This window comes from Streptomyces sp. NPDC056160, from assembly GCF_042268205.1.
In the GTDB taxonomy this organism is placed as follows: Bacteria; Actinomycetota; Actinomycetes; order Streptomycetales; family Streptomycetaceae; genus Streptomyces.
The window spans coordinates 1-17,619 of record NZ_JBHJUW010000161.1; the positions used below are offsets into that span (position 1 = coordinate 1).

15 protein-coding genes are annotated in these 17,619 nt (G+C 71.8%); 8 read left to right on the forward strand and 7 right to left on the reverse strand.

The window, feature by feature from the left end; all coding sequences use genetic code 11:
* Positions 1-24 precede the first annotated feature (24 nt).
* The 3 genes from ACFC02_RS36420 to ACFC02_RS36430 all read left to right on the forward strand — a co-directional run bounded on the left by ACFC02_RS36420 (position 25) and on the right by ACFC02_RS36430 (position 2,243).
* On the forward strand, positions 25-1,323 hold the full coding sequence (locus ACFC02_RS36420) for a M18 family aminopeptidase (protein WP_376366496.1): 1,299 nt from the start codon (positions 25-27) through the stop codon (positions 1,321-1,323).
* Between the two features lie 124 nt (positions 1,324-1,447).
* Positions 1,448-1,702 carry a DUF6458 family protein gene (locus ACFC02_RS36425; RefSeq protein WP_360966280.1) on the forward strand — a complete coding sequence of 85 codons (255 nt, stop codon included), beginning with the start codon at positions 1,448-1,450 and terminating at the stop codon, positions 1,700-1,702.
* Between the two features lie 46 nt (positions 1,703-1,748).
* A complete protein-coding gene (locus ACFC02_RS36430) occupies positions 1,749-2,243 on the forward strand; it encodes an LURP-one-related family protein (protein ID WP_360966283.1) in 495 nt (164 codons plus the stop codon).
* Between the two features lie 7 nt (positions 2,244-2,250).
* On the opposite strand, the gene ACFC02_RS36435 is transcribed toward ACFC02_RS36430, so the two are convergent.
* A complete protein-coding gene (locus tag ACFC02_RS36435) occupies positions 2,251-3,024 on the reverse strand; it encodes a carbon-nitrogen family hydrolase (RefSeq protein WP_376366499.1) in 774 nt (257 codons plus the stop codon).
* 220 nt (positions 3,025-3,244) lie between these two features.
* Between ACFC02_RS36435 and ACFC02_RS36440 the strand changes: the two genes are divergently transcribed.
* Positions 3,245-4,069, forward strand: coding sequence for a maleylpyruvate isomerase family mycothiol-dependent enzyme (locus ACFC02_RS36440; RefSeq protein ID WP_376366501.1), 825 nt, complete (start codon positions 3,245-3,247; stop codon positions 4,067-4,069).
* Positions 4,070-4,105: 36 nt separating this feature from the next.
* On the opposite strand, the gene ACFC02_RS36445 is transcribed toward ACFC02_RS36440, so the two are convergent.
* Together ACFC02_RS36445 and ACFC02_RS36450 are read right to left on the reverse strand one after the other, a co-directional pair.
* A complete protein-coding gene (locus tag ACFC02_RS36445; protein WP_376366503.1) occupies positions 4,106-5,422 on the reverse strand; it encodes a nitrate/nitrite transporter in 1,317 nt (438 codons plus the stop codon).
* The gene (locus ACFC02_RS36450; RefSeq protein WP_376366505.1) at positions 5,419-6,069 is read right to left on the reverse strand and encodes a GntR family transcriptional regulator; all 651 of its coding nucleotides are present in this window, start codon (positions 6,067-6,069) and stop codon (positions 5,419-5,421) included. Before ACFC02_RS36450 ends, ACFC02_RS36445 begins: the two co-directional genes overlap by 4 nt.
* Before the next feature lie 195 nt (positions 6,070-6,264).
* On the opposite strand from ACFC02_RS36450, the gene ACFC02_RS36455 reads away from it, so the two are divergent.
* Positions 6,265-7,167, forward strand: a complete 903-nt coding sequence (locus ACFC02_RS36455; protein WP_376366507.1) for a D-alanyl-D-alanine carboxypeptidase family protein — start codon at positions 6,265-6,267, stop codon at positions 7,165-7,167.
* A 187-nt stretch (positions 7,168-7,354) separates the two neighbouring features.
* Positions 7,355-8,320, forward strand: a complete 966-nt coding sequence (locus ACFC02_RS36460) for a Bro-N domain-containing protein (protein ID WP_376366509.1) — start codon at positions 7,355-7,357, stop codon at positions 8,318-8,320.
* 83 nt (positions 8,321-8,403) lie between these two features.
* On the opposite strand, the gene ACFC02_RS36465 is transcribed toward ACFC02_RS36460, so the two are convergent.
* The 3 genes from ACFC02_RS36465 to pdhA are packed head-to-tail and all read right to left on the reverse strand — an operon-like array spanning position 8,404 to position 12,073.
* Positions 8,404-9,831, reverse strand: a complete 1,428-nt coding sequence (locus ACFC02_RS36465; RefSeq protein ID WP_376366511.1) for a dihydrolipoamide acetyltransferase family protein — start codon at positions 9,829-9,831, stop codon at positions 8,404-8,406.
* A gap of 11 nt (positions 9,832-9,842) precedes the next feature.
* Positions 9,843-10,820 (reverse strand): alpha-ketoacid dehydrogenase subunit beta, encoded by a 978-nt coding sequence (locus ACFC02_RS36470; protein WP_376366513.1) that lies wholly within the window; start codon positions 10,818-10,820, stop codon positions 9,843-9,845.
* Positions 10,820-12,073 carry a pyruvate dehydrogenase (acetyl-transferring) E1 component subunit alpha gene (gene pdhA / locus ACFC02_RS36475; protein WP_376366515.1) on the reverse strand — a complete coding sequence of 418 codons (1,254 nt, stop codon included), beginning with the start codon at positions 12,071-12,073 and terminating at the stop codon, positions 10,820-10,822. The genes ACFC02_RS36470 and pdhA overlap by 1 nt, the downstream gene beginning before the upstream one ends.
* 557 nt (positions 12,074-12,630) lie before the next feature.
* Here pdhA and ACFC02_RS36480 point away from each other — a divergent pair.
* Positions 12,631-13,647, forward strand: coding sequence for a phosphotransferase (locus ACFC02_RS36480; RefSeq protein WP_376366517.1), 1,017 nt, complete (start codon positions 12,631-12,633; stop codon positions 13,645-13,647).
* A gap of 147 nt (positions 13,648-13,794) precedes the next feature.
* Here ACFC02_RS36480 and ACFC02_RS36485 read toward each other — a convergent pair whose 3' ends face one another.
* Positions 13,795-15,441, reverse strand: a complete 1,647-nt coding sequence (locus ACFC02_RS36485) for a protein kinase (RefSeq protein WP_376366519.1) — start codon at positions 15,439-15,441, stop codon at positions 13,795-13,797.
* 409 nt (positions 15,442-15,850) lie between these two features.
* Here ACFC02_RS36485 and ACFC02_RS36490 point away from each other — a divergent pair, with 409 nt between their 5' ends.
* Positions 15,851-17,563, forward strand: coding sequence for a protein kinase (locus ACFC02_RS36490; RefSeq protein WP_376366521.1), 1,713 nt, complete (start codon positions 15,851-15,853; stop codon positions 17,561-17,563).
* Positions 17,564-17,619 lie beyond the last annotated feature (56 nt).

Consider the following 17,619-nt stretch of genomic DNA (forward strand, 5'->3'; position numbering starts at 1 on the left):
CCTCGGCGTGGTTAAGGTGAACCCATGAGTACGAACCGGCCCTTCGACCGCGGCCACACCGACGACCTGATGTCCTTCCTGGCGGCGAGCCCGTCTCCGTACCACGCCGTGGCCAACGCCGCCGAGCGGCTGGAGAAGGCCGGCTTCAGGCAGGTCGCCGAGACGGACGCGTGGGACGGCACGAAGGGCGGGAAGTTCGTGCTGCGCGGCGGCGCGGTCATCGCCTGGTACGTGCCCGAGGACGCCGCCCCGCACACCCCGTTCCGCATCGTCGGCGCGCACACCGACTCGCCCAACCTGCGCGTCAAGCCGCTGCCCGACACCGGGGCGCACGGCTGGCGCCAGGTCGCCGTGGAGATCTACGGCGGCCCGCTGATGAACTCCTGGCTCGACCGCGACCTGGGCCTGGCCGGGCGGCTCACCCTCCGCGACGGCTCCACCCGCCTGGTGAACGTCGACCGCCCGCTGCTGCGCGTCCCCCAGCTCGCCATCCACCTGGACCGCTCGGTGTCCACCGAGGGGCTCAAGCTGGACAAGCAGCGCCACCTCCAGCCGGTGTGGGGCCTCGGCGACGACGTCCGCGACGGCGACCTCATCGCCTTCCTGGAGCAGGAGGCGGGCCTGCCGGCCGGCGAGGTCACCGGCTGGGACCTGATGACCCACTCCGTGGAAGCCCCCGCCTACCTGGGCCGCGACCGCGAGCTGATGGCCGGGCCGCGCATGGACAACCTGCTCTCCGTGCACGCCGGCACCGCCGCCCTGGCCGCGGTGGCGACCAGCGGCCAGGACCTGCCCTGCATCCCGGTCCTGGCCGCCTTCGACCACGAGGAGAACGGCTCCCAGTCCGACACGGGCGCGGACGGCCCGCTGCTCGGTTCGGTCCTGGAGCGCTCGGTGTTCGCGCGCGGCGGGTCGTACGAGGACCGGGCGCGCGCCTTCGCGGGCACCGTCTGCCTGTCCTCCGACACGGGCCACGCCGTGCACCCCAACTACGCCGAGCGCCACGACCCGACGCACCACCCGCGCGCGGGCGGCGGCCCGATCCTGAAGGTCAACGTCAACAACCGCTACGCCACCGACGGTTCGGGCCGGGCGGTGTTCGCGGCGGCCTGCGAGAAGGCGGGCGTCCCCTTCCAGTCCTTCGTCTCCAACAACTCCATGCCGTGCGGCACGACGATCGGTCCGATCACCGCGGCCCGGCACGGCATCAGGACCGTCGACATCGGCGTGGCCATCCTCTCCATGCACAGCGCCCGCGAACTGTGCGCGGCGGACGACCCGTTCCTGCTGGCCAACGCGCTGGCGGCGTTCCTGGAGGGCTGAGCGCGAGGACCCATGGGCCATCGCCGCCGCATGCTCACCCGGCTTGCGGGTACCCGGAGTTGACCGGAAGGGACCGGACGGGCCGGAACCACCGGACCTGACACCGGAGTAGGAGGCGACAGTCATGGGCCTCGGCGGGTGCATCATCCTCATCGCCGTGGGAGCCATCCTCACGTTCGCGACCGACTGGCACATGCAGGGGGTCAACCTGCACATGGTCGGCGTCATCCTGATGATCGTGGGCGTGATCGGCGTCACGACGTTCAGCAGCATCGCCCGGCGCCGCCGCGTGATGGTCCCGCCCTCCACAACGGTCGTCGAGGAGGAACGCCACCACCACGGGCCCCGGGACGGCTACACCGACGGTTACGGCGTGTGAGCGTGCGGACGGTACGCCCCGGCCCGGCCGGGGAAGCGGTAAGGGCATGAGATTCCTCGTACGCGACCGGATCCTCGGCATCGGTGACGACTACTGGATCGAGGACGAGCACGGAGACAAGGTCTTCCTCGTCGACGGCAAGGCCATGCGGCTGCGGGACACCTTCGAGCTGAAGGACGCCCGCGGCCGGGTCCTGATCGACATCCACCAGAAGATGTTCTCCCTGCGGGAGACGATGGTGATCGAGCGGGGCGGGGAGGCCCTGGCGAAGATCCGGCGCAAGCGGCTGTCGCTGCTGCGCAACCACTACCGGGTCGCCCTGGTCGACGGCACGGAGCTGGACGTCAGCGGCAAGATCCTCGACCGGGAGTTCGCCGTGGAGTACGACGGGGAACTGCTGGCGGTGATCTCCCGGCGGTGGCTGAGCGTCGTGGAGACCTACGGCGTCGACGTCGTACGGGACGACGCGGACCCGGCGCTGCTGATCGCGGTGGCGGTGTGTGTGATCCACCTGGCGGAGAAGGAGCGGGACGAGGCCTGAGGGCGGCTCAGAGGACCCTGTCCTTGAGGGCGGGGAACTGTTCCCGGGTCGCGGCGACCCGGGAAGGGTCGATCTCGACGCTCAGGACCTCCTCGCCCGCCGCGGCCTCCGCCAGCACCTCGCCCCACGGGTCCACCACGATCGAGTGACCGGCCTGCGGAACTCCCGCGTGGGTCCCGGCCGTTCCGCAGGCGAGCACGAACGCCTGGTTCTCCACCGCCCGCGCGCGGGCCAGCAGCGTCCAGTGCGCCCGGCGGCGCTCCGGCCAGCCCGCCGGGACCACCAGGGTCTCGGCGCCCGCGTCGACGAGGCCGCGGAACAGTTCAGGGAAGCGGAGGTCGTAGCAGGTCGCCACGCCGAGGGTCGTCTCCGGCAGCGGGACCGTCACCAGCTCCCGTCCGGCGCCCATCAGCACCGCCTCGCCCTTGTCGAAGCCGAAGCGGTGGATCTTGCGGTAGGCGGCGGCCAGGTCACCGGAGGGTGAGAAGACGAGGGACGTGTTGTAGAGGGTGCCGTCGGTGTCCCGTTCCGGGATGGAGCCCGCGTGCAGCCACACGCCCGCGTCGCGTGCCGCCTGCCCCATCGCCTCGTGCGTCGGCCCGTCCAGGGGCTCGGCCTCACCGGCGAACGCCTCGAAGGCGAAGGCCCCGGTGGTCCACAGCTCAGGCAGGACGACGAGGCCGGCTCCCGCCTGTTCGCGCACCAGGGCGGCCGCCCGCCGCCGCCGCGAAACGACCGATTCGCCCTCGTCCACGGCGATCTGGATCAGCGAGGCGCGCACACTACCACCGTCCTGGCAATCGAGTTGTCCCGGCGGGCCTACGATCGTCACACGAAAGCACTGCCGGGGTGCCTCACAGCAGCGTAACTTGGGGATCCCCCCCTGCTCGAAGCGGAGCGAGAGTTCGGGGGAGTCCGAGCCGCCCGCCGACCGCCGCCACTCCCCACTGGCAATGCCGCCACAACCTGACCGTGTACCGACCGCCGAGGGGTCCCGTTCCGTGAGTCTGCATCCCACCCTCCAGCCCTACGCCGATGCCTGGACCCACTCCGTCGAGGCGATATCCGAGCTGGTGCAGCCGCTCGTGGAGGGCGAGTGGAACCGGCGGACCCCATGCCCCGGCTGGTCCGTGCGCGACGTCGTCTCGCACGTCATCGGGTTGGACTGCGAGGCGCTCGGCGATCCCCGCCCCATCCACTCCCTGCCGCGCGACCTGTTCCACGTCACCGACGAGCACCAGCGCTACATGGAGATGCAGGTCGACGTCCGCCGCCACCACACGGCACCGGAGATGACGTCCGAGCTGGAGTACACGGTCATCCGCCGCAACCGCCAGCTGCGGGGCGAGTCGCGCGACCCGGGGACCAAGGTGCGCGGTCCGCTGGGCGCGGAGATCACCCTGGAGGAGTCGATGCGCTACCGGGCGTTCGACATCTGGGTGCACGAGCAGGACCTGCGCGCCGCCCTCGGCCGCCCCGGAAACCTCGACTCGCCCGGCGCGTACGTGGCCCGCGACCACCTGCTCGACGCCCTCCCGGACGTCGTCGCGGTCAGGGCGGACGCGCCGCGCAGTTCGGCGATCGTCTTCGACGTGCACGGGCCGGTGGAGTTCCTGCGGACGATCCGCGTCGACATCCAGGGCCGCGGCACCCTGGAGACCGCGCCCGCGCTGGGCCCGGCGGCGACCCTCACCCTCGACTGGGAGACGTACGTCCGCCTGGCCTGCGGCCGTGTCGCACCGGAGGCGGTGACGGACCGGGTGAAGACGGAGGGCGACCCGGAGCTGACGGCGGCGATCCTGCGGAACTTCGCGGTGACGCGCTGAGGACGCCGGAAAACCGCCGCCCGGGCCGGCCGCGCCTCAGGCGGGCACGTGCACGGTCTCGACCCGGCTCGCCACCAGGCGCTCCCGTTCCCTGCGCGCCGCGCGCCCGCGCAGCCTCAGGATCTGGCTGACGCCGAGCGCCTGGAGCACGAACACCGCGGAGAAGGCGACCGCGTAGTCGTCCCCCGTGGCGTCCAGCAGCACACCGATCGCGAGCAGTGTCGTCATCGAGGCGACGAAACCACCCATGTTGGTGATGCCGGACGCGGTCCCCTGCCGCTCGGCCGGGTTCGCCGGCCGGGCGAAGTCGAACCCGATCATCGAGGCGGGCCCGCACGCGCCGAGCACCGCGCACAGCACCACGAGGAGCCACATCGGCGCCCGCTCACCGGGGTACAGCAGCGTCGCCGCCCACATCGCCGCCGTCGCCGCGACCGTGCCGAGCGCCAGCGGCAGCCGCGCCGCGTGGTGCCGGGCGACGATCTGCCCGTAGACGAGGCCGACGGCCATGTTCGACAGGACGACGAGCGTGAGCAGCTCCCCCGCCGTCCCGCGGGACAGGCCCTGCGCCTCCACCAGGAAGGGCAGGCCCCACAGCAGCAGGAACACCATCGCCGGGAACTGGGTGGTGAAGTGCACCCACATCCCGAGCCGGGTGCCCGGCTCGCGCCAGGAGGCGGCGATCTGCCCGCGGACGTAGGCGGCGCCCTGGTGCGGCAGGGGCGCCGGTTCGTGGCCCTCGGGGTGGTCCTTCAGGAAGAGGACCAGCAGCACCAGCACCACCACACCGGCCAGCGCGCTGCCCGCGAAGGCCTGCGTCCAGCCGAGCCCGTGCAGCAGCCGGGCCAGCACCAGCGTGGAGACCAGGTTGCCCGCCATGCCGACGAGTCCGGCGAGCTGGGCGACCAGCGGCCCGCGCCGGGCGGGGAACCACCGGGTGCCCAGCCGCAGCACGCTGATGAAGGTCATGGCGTCACCGCAGCCGAGCAGCGCCCGGGAGGCGAGCGCGGTGCCGTACGACGGCGAGAAGGCGAAGCCGAGCTGACCGGCCGTGAACAGCACCACGCCGATGCCCAGCACCTTCTTGGTGCCGAGCCGGTCGACGAGCAGGCCGACGGGTATCTGCATGCCCGCGTAGACGAGGAGCTGGAGGATCGAGAAGGTGGACAGCGCGGAGGCGCCCACGTGGAAGCGGTCCGCCGCGTCGAGTCCGGCGACGCCCAGCGAGGTGCGGAAGATGACCGCGACGAAGTAGACGGCGACGCCCGTGCACCATACGGCCACGGCCCGCCGGCCGCCCGGCGGGTCGCCGGGCAGGGAGACGGCGGCCGTCGTGTGCGACGTGGAACTCATCGGACCTCACCCCGTGCCAGGTGGGAGAACCAGCTGACGTGCCGGTGGACGACGTCGACGGCCTTCTCCGCGTCGCCCGAGCGCAGCGCGTCCAGGATCTCCTCGTGTTCGGCGAGCGTCTTGGCGATCCGGTCCGGGTGGGAGTGCATGACGGCCACCCCCATGCGCAGTTGGCGGTCGCGCAGCTGGTCGTAGAGGCGGGAGAGGATCTCGTTGCCGCCGCTGCGGACGATCTCGGCGTGGAAGCAGCGGTCGGTGACGGAGGCGGCGGTGAGGTCGCCGGCGGCGGCCTGCGCCTTCTGCTGCTCCAGCAGTTCCTCCAGCCGCTCGATGAGCCCGGCCGGGGCGGGCACGGCCTTGCGGGCCGCGTGTTCCTCGACCAGCTGCCGGGTCTCGACGACGTCCGCGATCTCCTGGGCGGAGACCGGCAGGACGAGCGCTCCCTTCTTCGGGTAGAGCCTGAGGAGGCCTTCGGCCTCCAGCCGCAGCAGCGCCTCGCGGACCGGGGTGCGCGACACGCCGACGGCCTCGGCCAGCTCGCCCTCGGTCAGCAGGGTGCCGCCCTCGTAGCGGCGGTCGAGGACGGCTTGCTTGACGTGGGTGTACACGCGGTCGGCGGCGGGGGGCTGCTTCACTGCCAGGCTCATGCCGACAGAATAGATACAACACGTACGCATGACGTGCGCCGTCCACCATGCGGACCGCCCGCCGACTTCACGGAATTTCCCCCGCCCCGGGGACAACCAACTGTGCTAGTTACGTGTCCTATAAACGCGGCCCCCTCCGTGGGCACTCAACTCGGCCGCGCCATAGGGGCATTCGACATAATCGGGGTATCTCACTTGAAAACCGGCATCCAGGCCAACCGCCTCCGCAGAGCCGCAGCCGTCGCCCTGACCACCGGGGCCGTGCTCGCCGCGGGCGCCTTGACCGCCGCGCCCGCCCAGGCCGTCGCCACGCCGTCGATCGCGGCGAAGGGCGGCTACGCGATGAACAACGCGAACGGCTCGACGCTGTACGCGAAGAAGGCCGACACCCGGCTGTCCACCGGCTCCACGACGAAGATCATGACCGCCAAGGTCGTGCTGGCGCAGCGGAACCTCGACCTCAACGCCAAGGTCACCATCCAGAAGGCGTACAGCGACTACGTCGTGCGCAACAACGCCTCCCAGGCCCACCTGATCGTCGGCGACAAGGTGACCGTGCGTCAGCTCCTGTACGGGCTGATGCTGCCCTCGGGCTGCGACGCCGCCTACGCGCTGGCCGACAAGTTCGGCTCCGGCAAGACCCGTGACGCCCGGGTCAAGTCCTTCGTCGGCAAGATGAACTCCGCCGCGAACGACCTCAAGCTGAAGAACACGCACTTCGACTCGTTCGACGGCATCGGCCGGGGCAAGAACTACTCGACGCCCCGCGACCTGACGAAGATCGCTAGCAGCGCGATGCGCAACTCCACGTTCCGCTCGATCGTCAAGACCAAGTCGTACCGCGCCAAGACCATCACCAGGACGGGCAGCACCCGCTCGATGGCGACGTGGACGAACACCAACACCCTGCTCGGCAGCTACCGCGGCGCCATCGGCGTGAAGACCGGCTCCGGCCCCGAGGCCAAGTACTGCCTCGTCTTCGCCGCCACCAAGGGCAACAAGACCGTCATCGGCACGGTCCTGGCCTCCACCTCCGTCAACCAGCGTGCGACGGACGCGACCAGGATCCTGAACTACGGCTTCGCCCGCCTCGGCTGAGCCGGCCGCGCACCAAAGGGGCCCGCCGCTGCGGAACAGCGGCGGGCCCCTTCGCGTCCCGGTCATGCACACTCCGGCCCTCCCCCGCAGCGGAATCGAGGAAGTCCCCTCGCAATCATGAACATCAGCATCTCTGCTGGCATATGCGGATTTGCGCGCTCTACCTTCCGCAGCGGAGGTGGTTCACATGAACGAACCCAGCAAGAAGCCCCAGCCGGCCCAGCGGCACGGGGCGATCGACATCAGTGACTTCGTGTACGCGGCCACGGGGTCGAGGATCCGCCGGCTCACGATGCCGGACGGCACCCACTGGTTCCCGGCGGTGGACGTCTGCAAGCGGTTGGGTCACAGCAACTCCAGGCAGGCGCTCTCCGATCACGTTCCCGATGGGCACCGAGAGATTCTCGAGACCGTCACCGGAACTTACGGTCTCAGCGTTCCCGCAGGCAGAGAGTGGCGTCGAGACCTGAATCTCATCGATCTCCAAGGTCTGATCCTCCTCGTCAACGCCTGCACGAAAGCCGCCTGCGCGCCCTTCAGACAGTGGGTCGCCGAGGTGATCGAGGCCGTTCAGCGCGAGGGGTCCTACACCCTGGCGGAAGCCGAGGTGCAGCCCGCCGCCCCCGGGGCACCGATCGCGTACGCCATGCCGGAGCAGGTCGCCGACGCCATCGTCCGGCTGGAGGCGCACAACCTCCAGGTCGACGAGGAGATTGCGTCCGCACAGCGTGAATCGCTCGCGGTGCAGAAGGAGATGCTGGCCGCGCAGCACGCCACGCTCGCCGCCCAGCAGGCCATCGCCCAGGCCATGGGACGCATCGCGGACCGGCTCGACACCCTGGCCCTCCAGTCGCCCGCGCCGGCGCGCGCCCCCGGCGTACGCCCCACCGGCCCCACCACCGAGTCCGTACTGGCCGACTGGCGACAGCGGTTGTCCGTCACCGGGGACGTGTGGACGGTGGCCGTGGTGATCGCCCCGGTGCTCGTCGAGGAGGGCGAACTGCGCCAGCCGCTCGAATCGATCGCGGCCCGCACGGGCCTGCCGGTGCGCCGGGTCAACGAATGCCTGCGGATGCTGCGCAAGCACGCCTGCATCCGTTCGCGCGGCGCGGCGAAGGACGGCGCTCCCGTGTACGTGCTCGGCCAGGCCTGAGCCGGACACGAGCGGAGGGGCCGGTCGCAAGACATAGTTGCGGCCGACCCCTCCAGGTCGCTGAGACTAGCCGATCCGAGCCGTCAGGCCCAGGTGATCAACCGCTTCGGCTGTTCCAGGATCGCGGCCACGTCCGCCAGGACCTTGGAGCCCAGCTCGCCGTCGACCAGTCGGTGGTCGAAGGAGAGGGCGAGGGTGGTGACCTGCCGGGGCTTGACCTTGCCCTTGTGGACCCAGGGCTGGAGCTTGATCGCGCCGATCGCGAGGATCGCGGACTCGCCGGGGTTGAGGATCGGCGTGCCCGTGTCGACGCCGAAGACGCCGACGTTGGTGATCGTGATCGTGCCGCCCTGCATCGCCGCCGGGGAGGTCTTCCCCTCGCGGGCCGTGGAGACCAGCTCGCCCAGGGACGCGGCCAGCTGCGGGAGCGTCCGGGCGTGGGCGTCCTTGATGTTGGGGACGATCAGGCCCCGGGGGGTGGCCGCGGCGATGCCCAGGTTGACGTAGTGCTTGAGCACGATCTCCTGGTTCGCCTCGTCCCAGGACGCGTTGATGTCCGGGTTGCGCTTGACGGCCACCAGGAGGGCCTTGGCGATCAGCAGCAGCGGGTTCACGCGCAGGCCCGTGAACTCCTTGTCCTGCTTCAGCTCCTCGACCAGCTTCATCGTCCGCGTCACGTCCACCGTCACGAACTCCGTGACGTGCGGGGCAGTGAACGCGGAGCCGACCATCGCCGCCGCCGTGGCCTTGCGGACCCCCTTGACCGGCGTACGGGTCTCCCGGCCCGTGTCGTACGACGGCACCGGTGCCGCGGCGGGCCGGGCCGCCGGAGCAACCGGGGCCTGGGGCGCGGCCGGTTCCGGTGTCCCCGGCCGTGCCGGGGCCGCCGCCGCGTGGACGTCCTCGCGGGTGATGACACCGTCCGGACCCGAGGGGACCACGGTCGCCAGGTCGACGCCGAGGTCCTTGGCCAGCTTGCGCACCGGCGGCTTCGCCAGCGGCCGGGCCGGCACGGCGGGGGCGGGCTGCGCGCCGTGCCCGTTCAGCTCGGCCTGGGGCGCGCCGGCCGCCTGGTCCGCCGGGGCCGCCGCGCCCTTGCGCGGGCGGCGCCTGGTGGCGGACGTCGAGACGCCGTAGCCCACCAGGACGGGCTGGCGGCCCTGCGGCTGTGCCTCCGGCTCCTCCTCGGCCGCGGGCGCGGCCTGGGCCGGTACCTCGGCCTGGGCCGGGGCGGAGGCGGCCGCACCGCCGCCGACGGCCACCGCGATGATGGCCGTGCCCACGTCCACCGTGGTCCCCTCGGGAAAACGCAGCTCGTGGACCACGCCGTCGTAGGGGATGGGCAGTTCCACGGCCGCCTTGGCCGTCTCGACCTCGCAGACGACCTGGCCGTCGGTGACGGTGTCACCGGGCTGGACGTACCACTTGAGGATCTCGGCCTCGGTCAGCCCCTCGCCGACGTCCGGCATCTTGAACTCGCGTACGGACGCACCATCCGTCATCGTCGTCACGACCCTCTCCCTCAGTACGCCAGCGAGCGGTCGACGGCGTCGAGCACGCGGTCCAGGTCCGGCAGGTAGGACTCCTCCAGGCGCGCCGGCGGGTACGGCGCGTGGTAGCCGCCGACCCGCAGGACGGGGGCCTCCAGGTGGTAGAAGCAGCGCTCGGTGATGCGGGCGGCGATCTCCGCGCCGGAGCCGAAGAACACCGGGGCCTCGTGGACCACGACCAGGCGGCCGGTCTTCTCCACCGATGCCTGGACCGAGTCGAAGTCCAGCGGGGAGACCGACCGCAGGTCCAGCACCTCCAGGGACTTGCCCTCCTCGGCCGCCGCGGCGGCGGCCTCCTGGCAGAGCTTCACCATCGGGCCGTACGCCGCCAGGGTGAGGTCGGTGCCCTCGCGGACGACCTGCGCCTTGTGCAGCGGGGCGGGAATGGCCTCGGCGTCGACCTCGGCCTTGTCCCAGTAGCGCCGCTTGGGCTCGAAGTAGATCACCGGGTCGTCGCTCTGGATGGCCTGCTGCATCATCCAGTACGCGTCCGACGCGTTGGACGGGGAGACGATCTTCAGGCCCGCCACGTGGGCGAAGAGGGCCTCGGGCGACTCCGAGTGGTGCTCCACCGCGCCGATGCCGCCGCCGTAGGGGATGCGGACGACGACCGGCATCTTGACCTTGCCCAGCGAGCGGGCGTGCATCTTCGCCAGCTGGGTGACGATCTGGTCGTAGGCCGGGAAGACGAAACCGTCGAACTGGATCTCGACCACCGGGCGGTAGCCGCGCAGGGCCAGGCCGATCGCCGTGCCGACGATGCCGGACTCGGCGAGCGGGGTGTCGATGACGCGGCTCTCGCCGAAGTCCTTCTGCAGGCCGTCCGTCACCCGGAACACGCCGCCGAGCTTGCCCACGTCCTCACCCATGACGAGGACCTTGGGGTCCGCTTCCAGGGCGTGGCGCAGCGACTCGTTGATGGCCTTGGCCATCGCCATCTTCTCGGCCATCAGTGACCCCCTTCATCCGCGAACGACGCCTGGTAGGCGGCGAACTGGGCGCGCTCCTCGTCGACGAGCGCGTGCCCGTCCGCGTACACGTTCTCGAAGATGGCGAAGTGGTCCGGGTCGGGCATGCCGCGGACCGCTTCGCGCACTCGTCTTCCCAACGCCTCGCTCTCCGCGTCGAGTTCCGCGAAGAATCCCTCGTCCGCGTGGTTTGCGGACTCCAGGTGGCGGCGAAGACGCAGGATCGGGTCCTTCGCCTCCCAGGCGGCCCGCTCGTCGTCGTGGCGGTAGCGGGTGGGGTCGTCGGAGGTGGTGTGGGCGCCCATGCGGTACGTGTACGCCTCGACCAGGGTCGGGCCCTCTCCGGCGCGGGCGCGCTCCAGCGCCCACTTGGTGACCGCGAGGCAGGCCAGCACGTCGTTGCCGTCGACGCGCACGCCGGGGAAGCCGTAGCCCTGCGCGCGCTGGTAGAGCGGCACGCGGGTCTGCTTCTCGGTCGGCTCGGAGATCGCCCACTGGTTGTTCTGGCAGAAGAAGACCACCGGGGCGTTGTAGACCGCGGAGAAGGTGAAGGACTCCGCGACGTCGCCCTGGCTGGAGGCGCCGTCGCCGAAGTAGGCGATGACCGCCGAGTCCGCGCCGTCCTTGGCGACGCCCATCGCGTAGCCGGTGGCGTGCAGCGTCTGCGAGCCGATGACGATCGTGTACAGGTGGAAGTTGTTGCTGTTGGGGTCCCACCCGCCGTTGTTCACGCCGCGGAACATGCCCAGCAGGTTGGCCGGGTCGACGCCGCGGCACCAGGCGACGCCGTGCTCGCGGTAGGTCGGGAAGACGTAGTCGTCGTCGTGCAGGGCGCGGCCGGAGCCGATCTGGGCGGCCTCCTGGCCGAGCAGCGAGGCCCACAGGCCCAGCTCGCCCTGGCGCTGCAGGGCGGTGGCCTCGGCGTCGAAGCGCCGGGTGAGCACCATGTCGCGGTACAGCCCGCGCAGCTCCTCGGCGGTGATGCCGGCGACGTACCGGTCGTACTCGGCGTTCTTGACGCGCCTGCCCTCGGGCGTCAGCAGCTGCACGAGGCCGGGCTCGGCACCGTCCGCGGCTCGCGTGCCCTTCTTGGCGGTCGTGCTGGTGGTGCGGGTCGTGCGCTTGGTGCCGGTGGTGCCGGCCGCCTTGGTGCCGGCCGCCTTCGTGCCGGACGTCCCGGCCTTGCTCCCGGCGCTGCGTCGCGGTGTACGCGCGGCAGTGCTCTCCTCGGTCACGTGTGCTCCTCCGTCGGTCCGGCCCCCGGGGTTGCCGGTGGGCCTGGGGGTCCCCCCTGCTCGTCAGAGCTTGGGGGAGGCTCACCTGTTTTGGACCACGGGGCACGGGGTGGGTGCCACTCGGCCGGGAACAGGCGTGACAGGTGCCCCGGCGAGCGCCCTGCAACAGTCACGTTACCCAGTGCTCCACATTTCTGGGAAACCCCTCCTGACCTGCGTGTTTCCTTGGATTTCCAAGTACTTTCGCTTGGACGTCCAAGTACCTCGCCGGGCATTCGGGGCAGCCGCTGGTCACAGCCTTGCAGGGGGCCGGAACACCGGCACGTTATCCCGGTCACCCCGTAGTCGGGAAGAGTTCACGAGTGGCCGGAACCGCTCTTGACGAAGGACGCCGCCGGGCGGCCGAGGGCCCTGAAACCGGGACGAAGGGAGAACCGCACCGTGATCTCCTGTGACCGAAAGCGACTACTGACGACTGTCTGTGACAAGCCCCAGCTCACAGCCCCGTCCGTTGCCCTAGCATCTGCCGCGTGCCGCGCTCATGTGTACCACCCTCTGTGCCCCACGCGCCCCCTCTGAGTGCCCTGCTGCGCCAGTACGCCGCCGGTTCCGCCGTCACCTGCGAGCCGGTCGACCAGGGGCTGCTCAACCGCGGCTACCGCCTGTGCACGACCCGTGGCCGCTACTTCCTCAAGCACCACTTCGACCCCGACACCGCCGACCCCGCGTCGATCGCCCGCCGGCACCGCGCCACCCAGCGCCTCGCCGATCTCGGGGTCCCGGTGGCACCGGCGCTGGCGGGCCGGGACGGCCGCACGGTCGCCGTCATCGGCGGCCACGCCTACGCCCTCTACCCGTGGATCGACGGCCGGCACCGGCACGGCGGCCAGCTCACCACCGGCCAGTGCGCCCGCCTCGGCGCGCTCCTGGGCGCCGTGCACGCCTGCCTGGAGCGCGTGATGCCCCCGAAGGGACGCACCCGCCCCGCCACGAGCCCGCACCCCGTCCGCAGCGCGGACCCGGCCGACACGCTCGCCCTGATCGACGACCTGCTCGGCCACGTCCACCGCCACCGGCCGCCGGACGCCTTCGACGAACTGGCCCGGCACCGGCTCCTGGAGCGCCGCACGCTCCTTGAGCAGCACGCCGACCGCCGACCGCCCCCCGGCGGCCCGGTGGGCTGGGTGCACGGCGACTTCCATCCCTACAACGTGCTCTACCAGGGGGACGCCCCGGCCGCGATCGTCGACTGGGACCGGCTCGGCGTACAGCCCCGCGCGGAGGAGGCGGTACGGGCGGCCGCGATCTTCTTCGTCCGGCCGGACGGCACCCTGGACCTGGCGAAGATCGCGGCGTACGCGCGCGTGTACCGGCGCGCGGCCGGGGCCACGCCCTCCGAGCTGGCCGCCGCGGTGCACCGCGTGTGGTGGGAACGCCTGAACGACTTCTGGATGCTGCGCTGGCACTACGAGCGCGGCGACACCCGCGCCGATCCCCAGTTCCCGGCCGCGTCGGCCCTGGTGGTGTGGTGGACACGGGAGTACGACGCGGTGTGCGGGGCCTTCGCGGAGTGAGCGAGGGGAGCACGGTGAACGCGGTGAGCACAGCCGGCACAGTGCGCGGGGAGGGGGGCGCCGGCGAGAGGGGGTGTTGCTGCGGCCCGCCGATACGCCACGCGCGCGTGGCGCCCCGTCGAGGCTCCACGCGCGCGTGGGGGTCGGTCAGCCGTTGCTGTCGCCCCCGGGGCCGGCGGCACCGGCCGTCGTCCCGCTGGTGTCGCCGCTGCCGCTGCTGGTGCCCTGGTCGGTCCCCTGGGTCGGCGTGCCGTTGCCGCCCTGGCTGCCGCCGTTGCCCGGGGACTGCGTCTGCGGGGGCGGGCTGGACACCTCGTGCGAGCTGGGCTCGCCCGACGGCTGGTCGGACGTGTCGTCCGACGGCGTCCGGGACGGTGTCCACGACGGCCGGTGCGACGGCGTGTAGTCCCACCCGGAGCCGCCCGAACCCGAGCCGGTCTCCGCCGAGTGGTCCGAGGGCCGGCCGGCCGGCTTGTCGGTCGTGGAGGAACTGGGCTGCTGGTCCTCGGCGGACTGGGTGGCCGCGGGCGACTCGGTCGTGCCGGTGCCGCCGCCACCGCCCTTGTCGCCGCTGCTGTGCAGGGCCAGCGCCACGCCCGCCGCGATGGCGATCACGGCCAGCACGGCGAGGATCCACAGCTTGCCCCGGCCGCTGCCCTGGTTGCCGTGTCCCTCGAAGCCGCCGTCGTCGCCGTTGCCGTACCCCGCGGGCAGGATCGGCTGCGGGATCTGCGTGGTGCCGGCCTGGCCGTCGCCGTGGTGCGGCATCACCGTCGTGCCGGCGAAACCGGCCGCCGGGGTGTGCCGGCCGTCGGGCGCGGCCACCGGGCCGGTGTTCCAGGTGCCGGTGTGGCCGCCCTGGTCGTAGAGCATCTGGAGCGCGTACTGGACCATTCCGCGCATCTCTTCGGCCGTCTGGAAACGGTCGTCGGGCTCCTTGGCGAGCGACCGCATGACCAGGCCGTCGAGTTCGGGCGGGCAGGCGCCCTGCGAGGTCGTCGACGGCGGCACCGGCAGGTCCTGGACGTGCTGGTAGACCACCGACAGCGGGGTCTCGCCGGTGAACGGGGGCCGCAGCGCGAGGAGTTCGTACAGCAGGCAGCCGGTGGCGTACAGGTCGGACCGGTGGTCGACGGCCTTGCCGAGCGCCTGTTCGGGGGAGAGGTACTGCGGGGTGCCCATGACCATGCCGGTCTGCGTCATCGTCGTGGACGCCCCGTGCAGGGCGCGCGCGATGCCGAAGTCCATCACCTTCACGGCACCGTTGTCGGTGATGATGACGTTGGCGGGCTTGATGTCGCGGTGCACGATGCCGTGCTGGTGCGAGTAGGCGAGGGCCTCAAGGACACCGGAGACGATGATCAGCGCCTGCTCGGGACCCGGCGCCTCCGCGTTGAGCAGCAGGTCGCGGATGGTGCGGCCCTCGACCAGCTCCATCACGATGTACGGCACCGACTGACCGCCGACGAAGTCCTCGCCGGAGTCGTAGACGGCCACGATCGCATGGTGGTTGAGGCCGGCGACCGACTGGGCCTCGCGCGTGAAGCGGGCCTTGGAGACCGGGTCCTCGGCCAGGTCCGCGCGGAGCAGCTTGACCGCGACGGTGCGCCCCAGGCGCACGTCCTCGGCCGCGAACACCTCGGCCATGCCGCCGCGGCCGAGCCTGCGCGTCAGCCGGTAGCGGCCGTCGCCGACCAGGCCGCCGTTGCCCCACAACTCCGGCGCGTCCGACATACCGCCGCCGCCAGACGCCTCGGGGTCGGACGGGCCCTGGGCGCGCTGCGTCTGTGCCATCAGTCCTCGCCGTCGTTTCTGCCCGCGGTGCGCGGTGTTGTCACGGTCTCCGTCGGCCACGCTACAGGCTCGGCGCAAGCCGACGGTCCGGGTTCGCCGCGGGCACCGGTCCGGGACGGACCGGCCATCAAACCGCGCTCGGCCGCCGTCGTGCAAATTCCGTGTGCCGGTCGTACGTCCGCTGTAACGCTTCCGCGACGCTTCCTTCGCGTACGGTCACGGAACGGGCACCGAGCTTGACGTGTCGGTGCCCTGGGGCAGACTTGGCCGGGAATAACACTTTCGATCATCGAGATCCGGACATGCGGTCAGGTCAGGTCCGGTCCAGGGACCGTCGACGGACAGCCGACCGCGCGGACGCGGCAGCCGCCGGCGTCGCGCACAGCCGCGCACATGGGGGACGCAGAAGATGAGCCAGGACGGCGCGCAAGGCCGGTTCGCGGGGCGAGCGCTGGCCGGCGGCCGCTACCAGCTGCGCGACTTGCTCGGCGAGGGCGGCATGGCCTCGGTGCACCTCGCCTACGACTCCGTGCTCGACCGCCAGGTCGCGATCAAGACGCTCCACACCGAGCTGGGCCGGGAACCGGCGTTCCGCGAGCGGTTCCGCCGCGAGGCCCAGGCAGTGGCGAAACTCACGCACACGAACATCGTCTCGGTCTTCGACACCGGCGAGGACACGCTGTCCGGCGACGGCTCCACCGCGGGGGACGGCACGCCGATGCCGTACATCGTCATGGAGTACGTCGAGGGCCGGCCGCTGGGCTCGGTGCTCGACGAGGACGTGCGCCGGCAGGGCGCGATGCCCGCCGACCAGGCCCTGAAGGTCACCGCGGACGTGCTCGCCGCGCTGGAGATCAGCCACGAGATGGGCCTGGTCCACCGCGACATCAAGCCGGGCAACGTGATGGTGACCAAGCGCGGCGTCGTCAAGGTCATGGACTTCGGCATCGCCCGTGCCATGCAGTCCGGCGTCACCTCGATGACCCAGACGGGCATGGTCGTCGGCACCCCGCAGTACCTCTCGCCCGAGCAGGCACTGGGCCGCGGCGTGGACGCCCGCTCCGACCTGTACTCGGTCGGCATCATGCTGTTCCAGCTGGTCACCGGGCGACTGCCGTTCGACGCGGACTCGCCGCTGGCCATCGCGTACGCGCATGTGCAGGAGGTGCCGGTCGCGCCCTCCTCGGTCAACCGTTCGCTGCCCCCGGCGGTGGACGCGCTGGTCGCCCGCGCGCTGAAGAAGAACCCCAACGAACGCTTCCCGAGCGCCGAGTCCATGCGCGACGAGTGCCTGCGCGTGGCGGCCTCCTTCCAGGCGACGGCGCCCAGCATCGTCCCGGGCGCCCAGGCGCCGAGCGGCGCGGGGGTCGGCTCCGCGGTGTTCCCGCCGGTCGACACCGCCCCGCCGGTCCAGGGCAGCGTGCAGACGCCGTACCAGCCGGCCCCGGCTCCGAACCCGTACGGCACCCCGGCCCCGGGCCCGGCCGCCCCCTCGCCGGCGTACGGCTATCCGCAGCAGCAGGCCGGGCAGCACGCCGGGTACCAGCCCCCGCACGCCGCCTCGCCGTACGCCCCGCAGCAGGCGTCGACCCCGCCGCCGTACGGCGTCCCGCCGCGGTCGGTGGGCGGCGCGCCGGACCGTTCGCCGGGCGGCGGCAGGAGCAACAAGGCGGTGGTCATCGCCTCGGCGGCCGTCGCCGTGATCGCGGTCGTCGGCCTGGTCGCCGCGCTCCTGCTGAACAAGGACGGCGGCAGCGACACCGCCGGAGGCGGGGACGGCAGCACCACCGCGAGCCCCAGTTCCTCCTCGGCGGCCGTCGAGGGCCACCGCGGCCCCGACACGTCGAAGACGATCGACGTGAACGCGTGCAAGGAGCCGCAGGAGTCCTACAACGACCCGAAGCTGATCAGGGTGCCGGACTTCCAGTTCAAGTACATCGGTTCGGTCAAGGAGTGCCTCCAGGCCGCGGGCTGGCAGCTGAAGGTGGTCGACCAGGACGAGAACACGTACGGCCAGGGCACGGTCATGAGCCAGTTCCCCGCGGCCGACACGGACGTCGACCCGAAGAAGATGCCGGTGATCCAGCTCAACGTGTCGACGGGCGACCCGGCCTCGTCCTGACCGCCGGACCGGCCGGACCGGCCGCGGTTCACCGACGGGCGAGGGCCCGGCAGCTC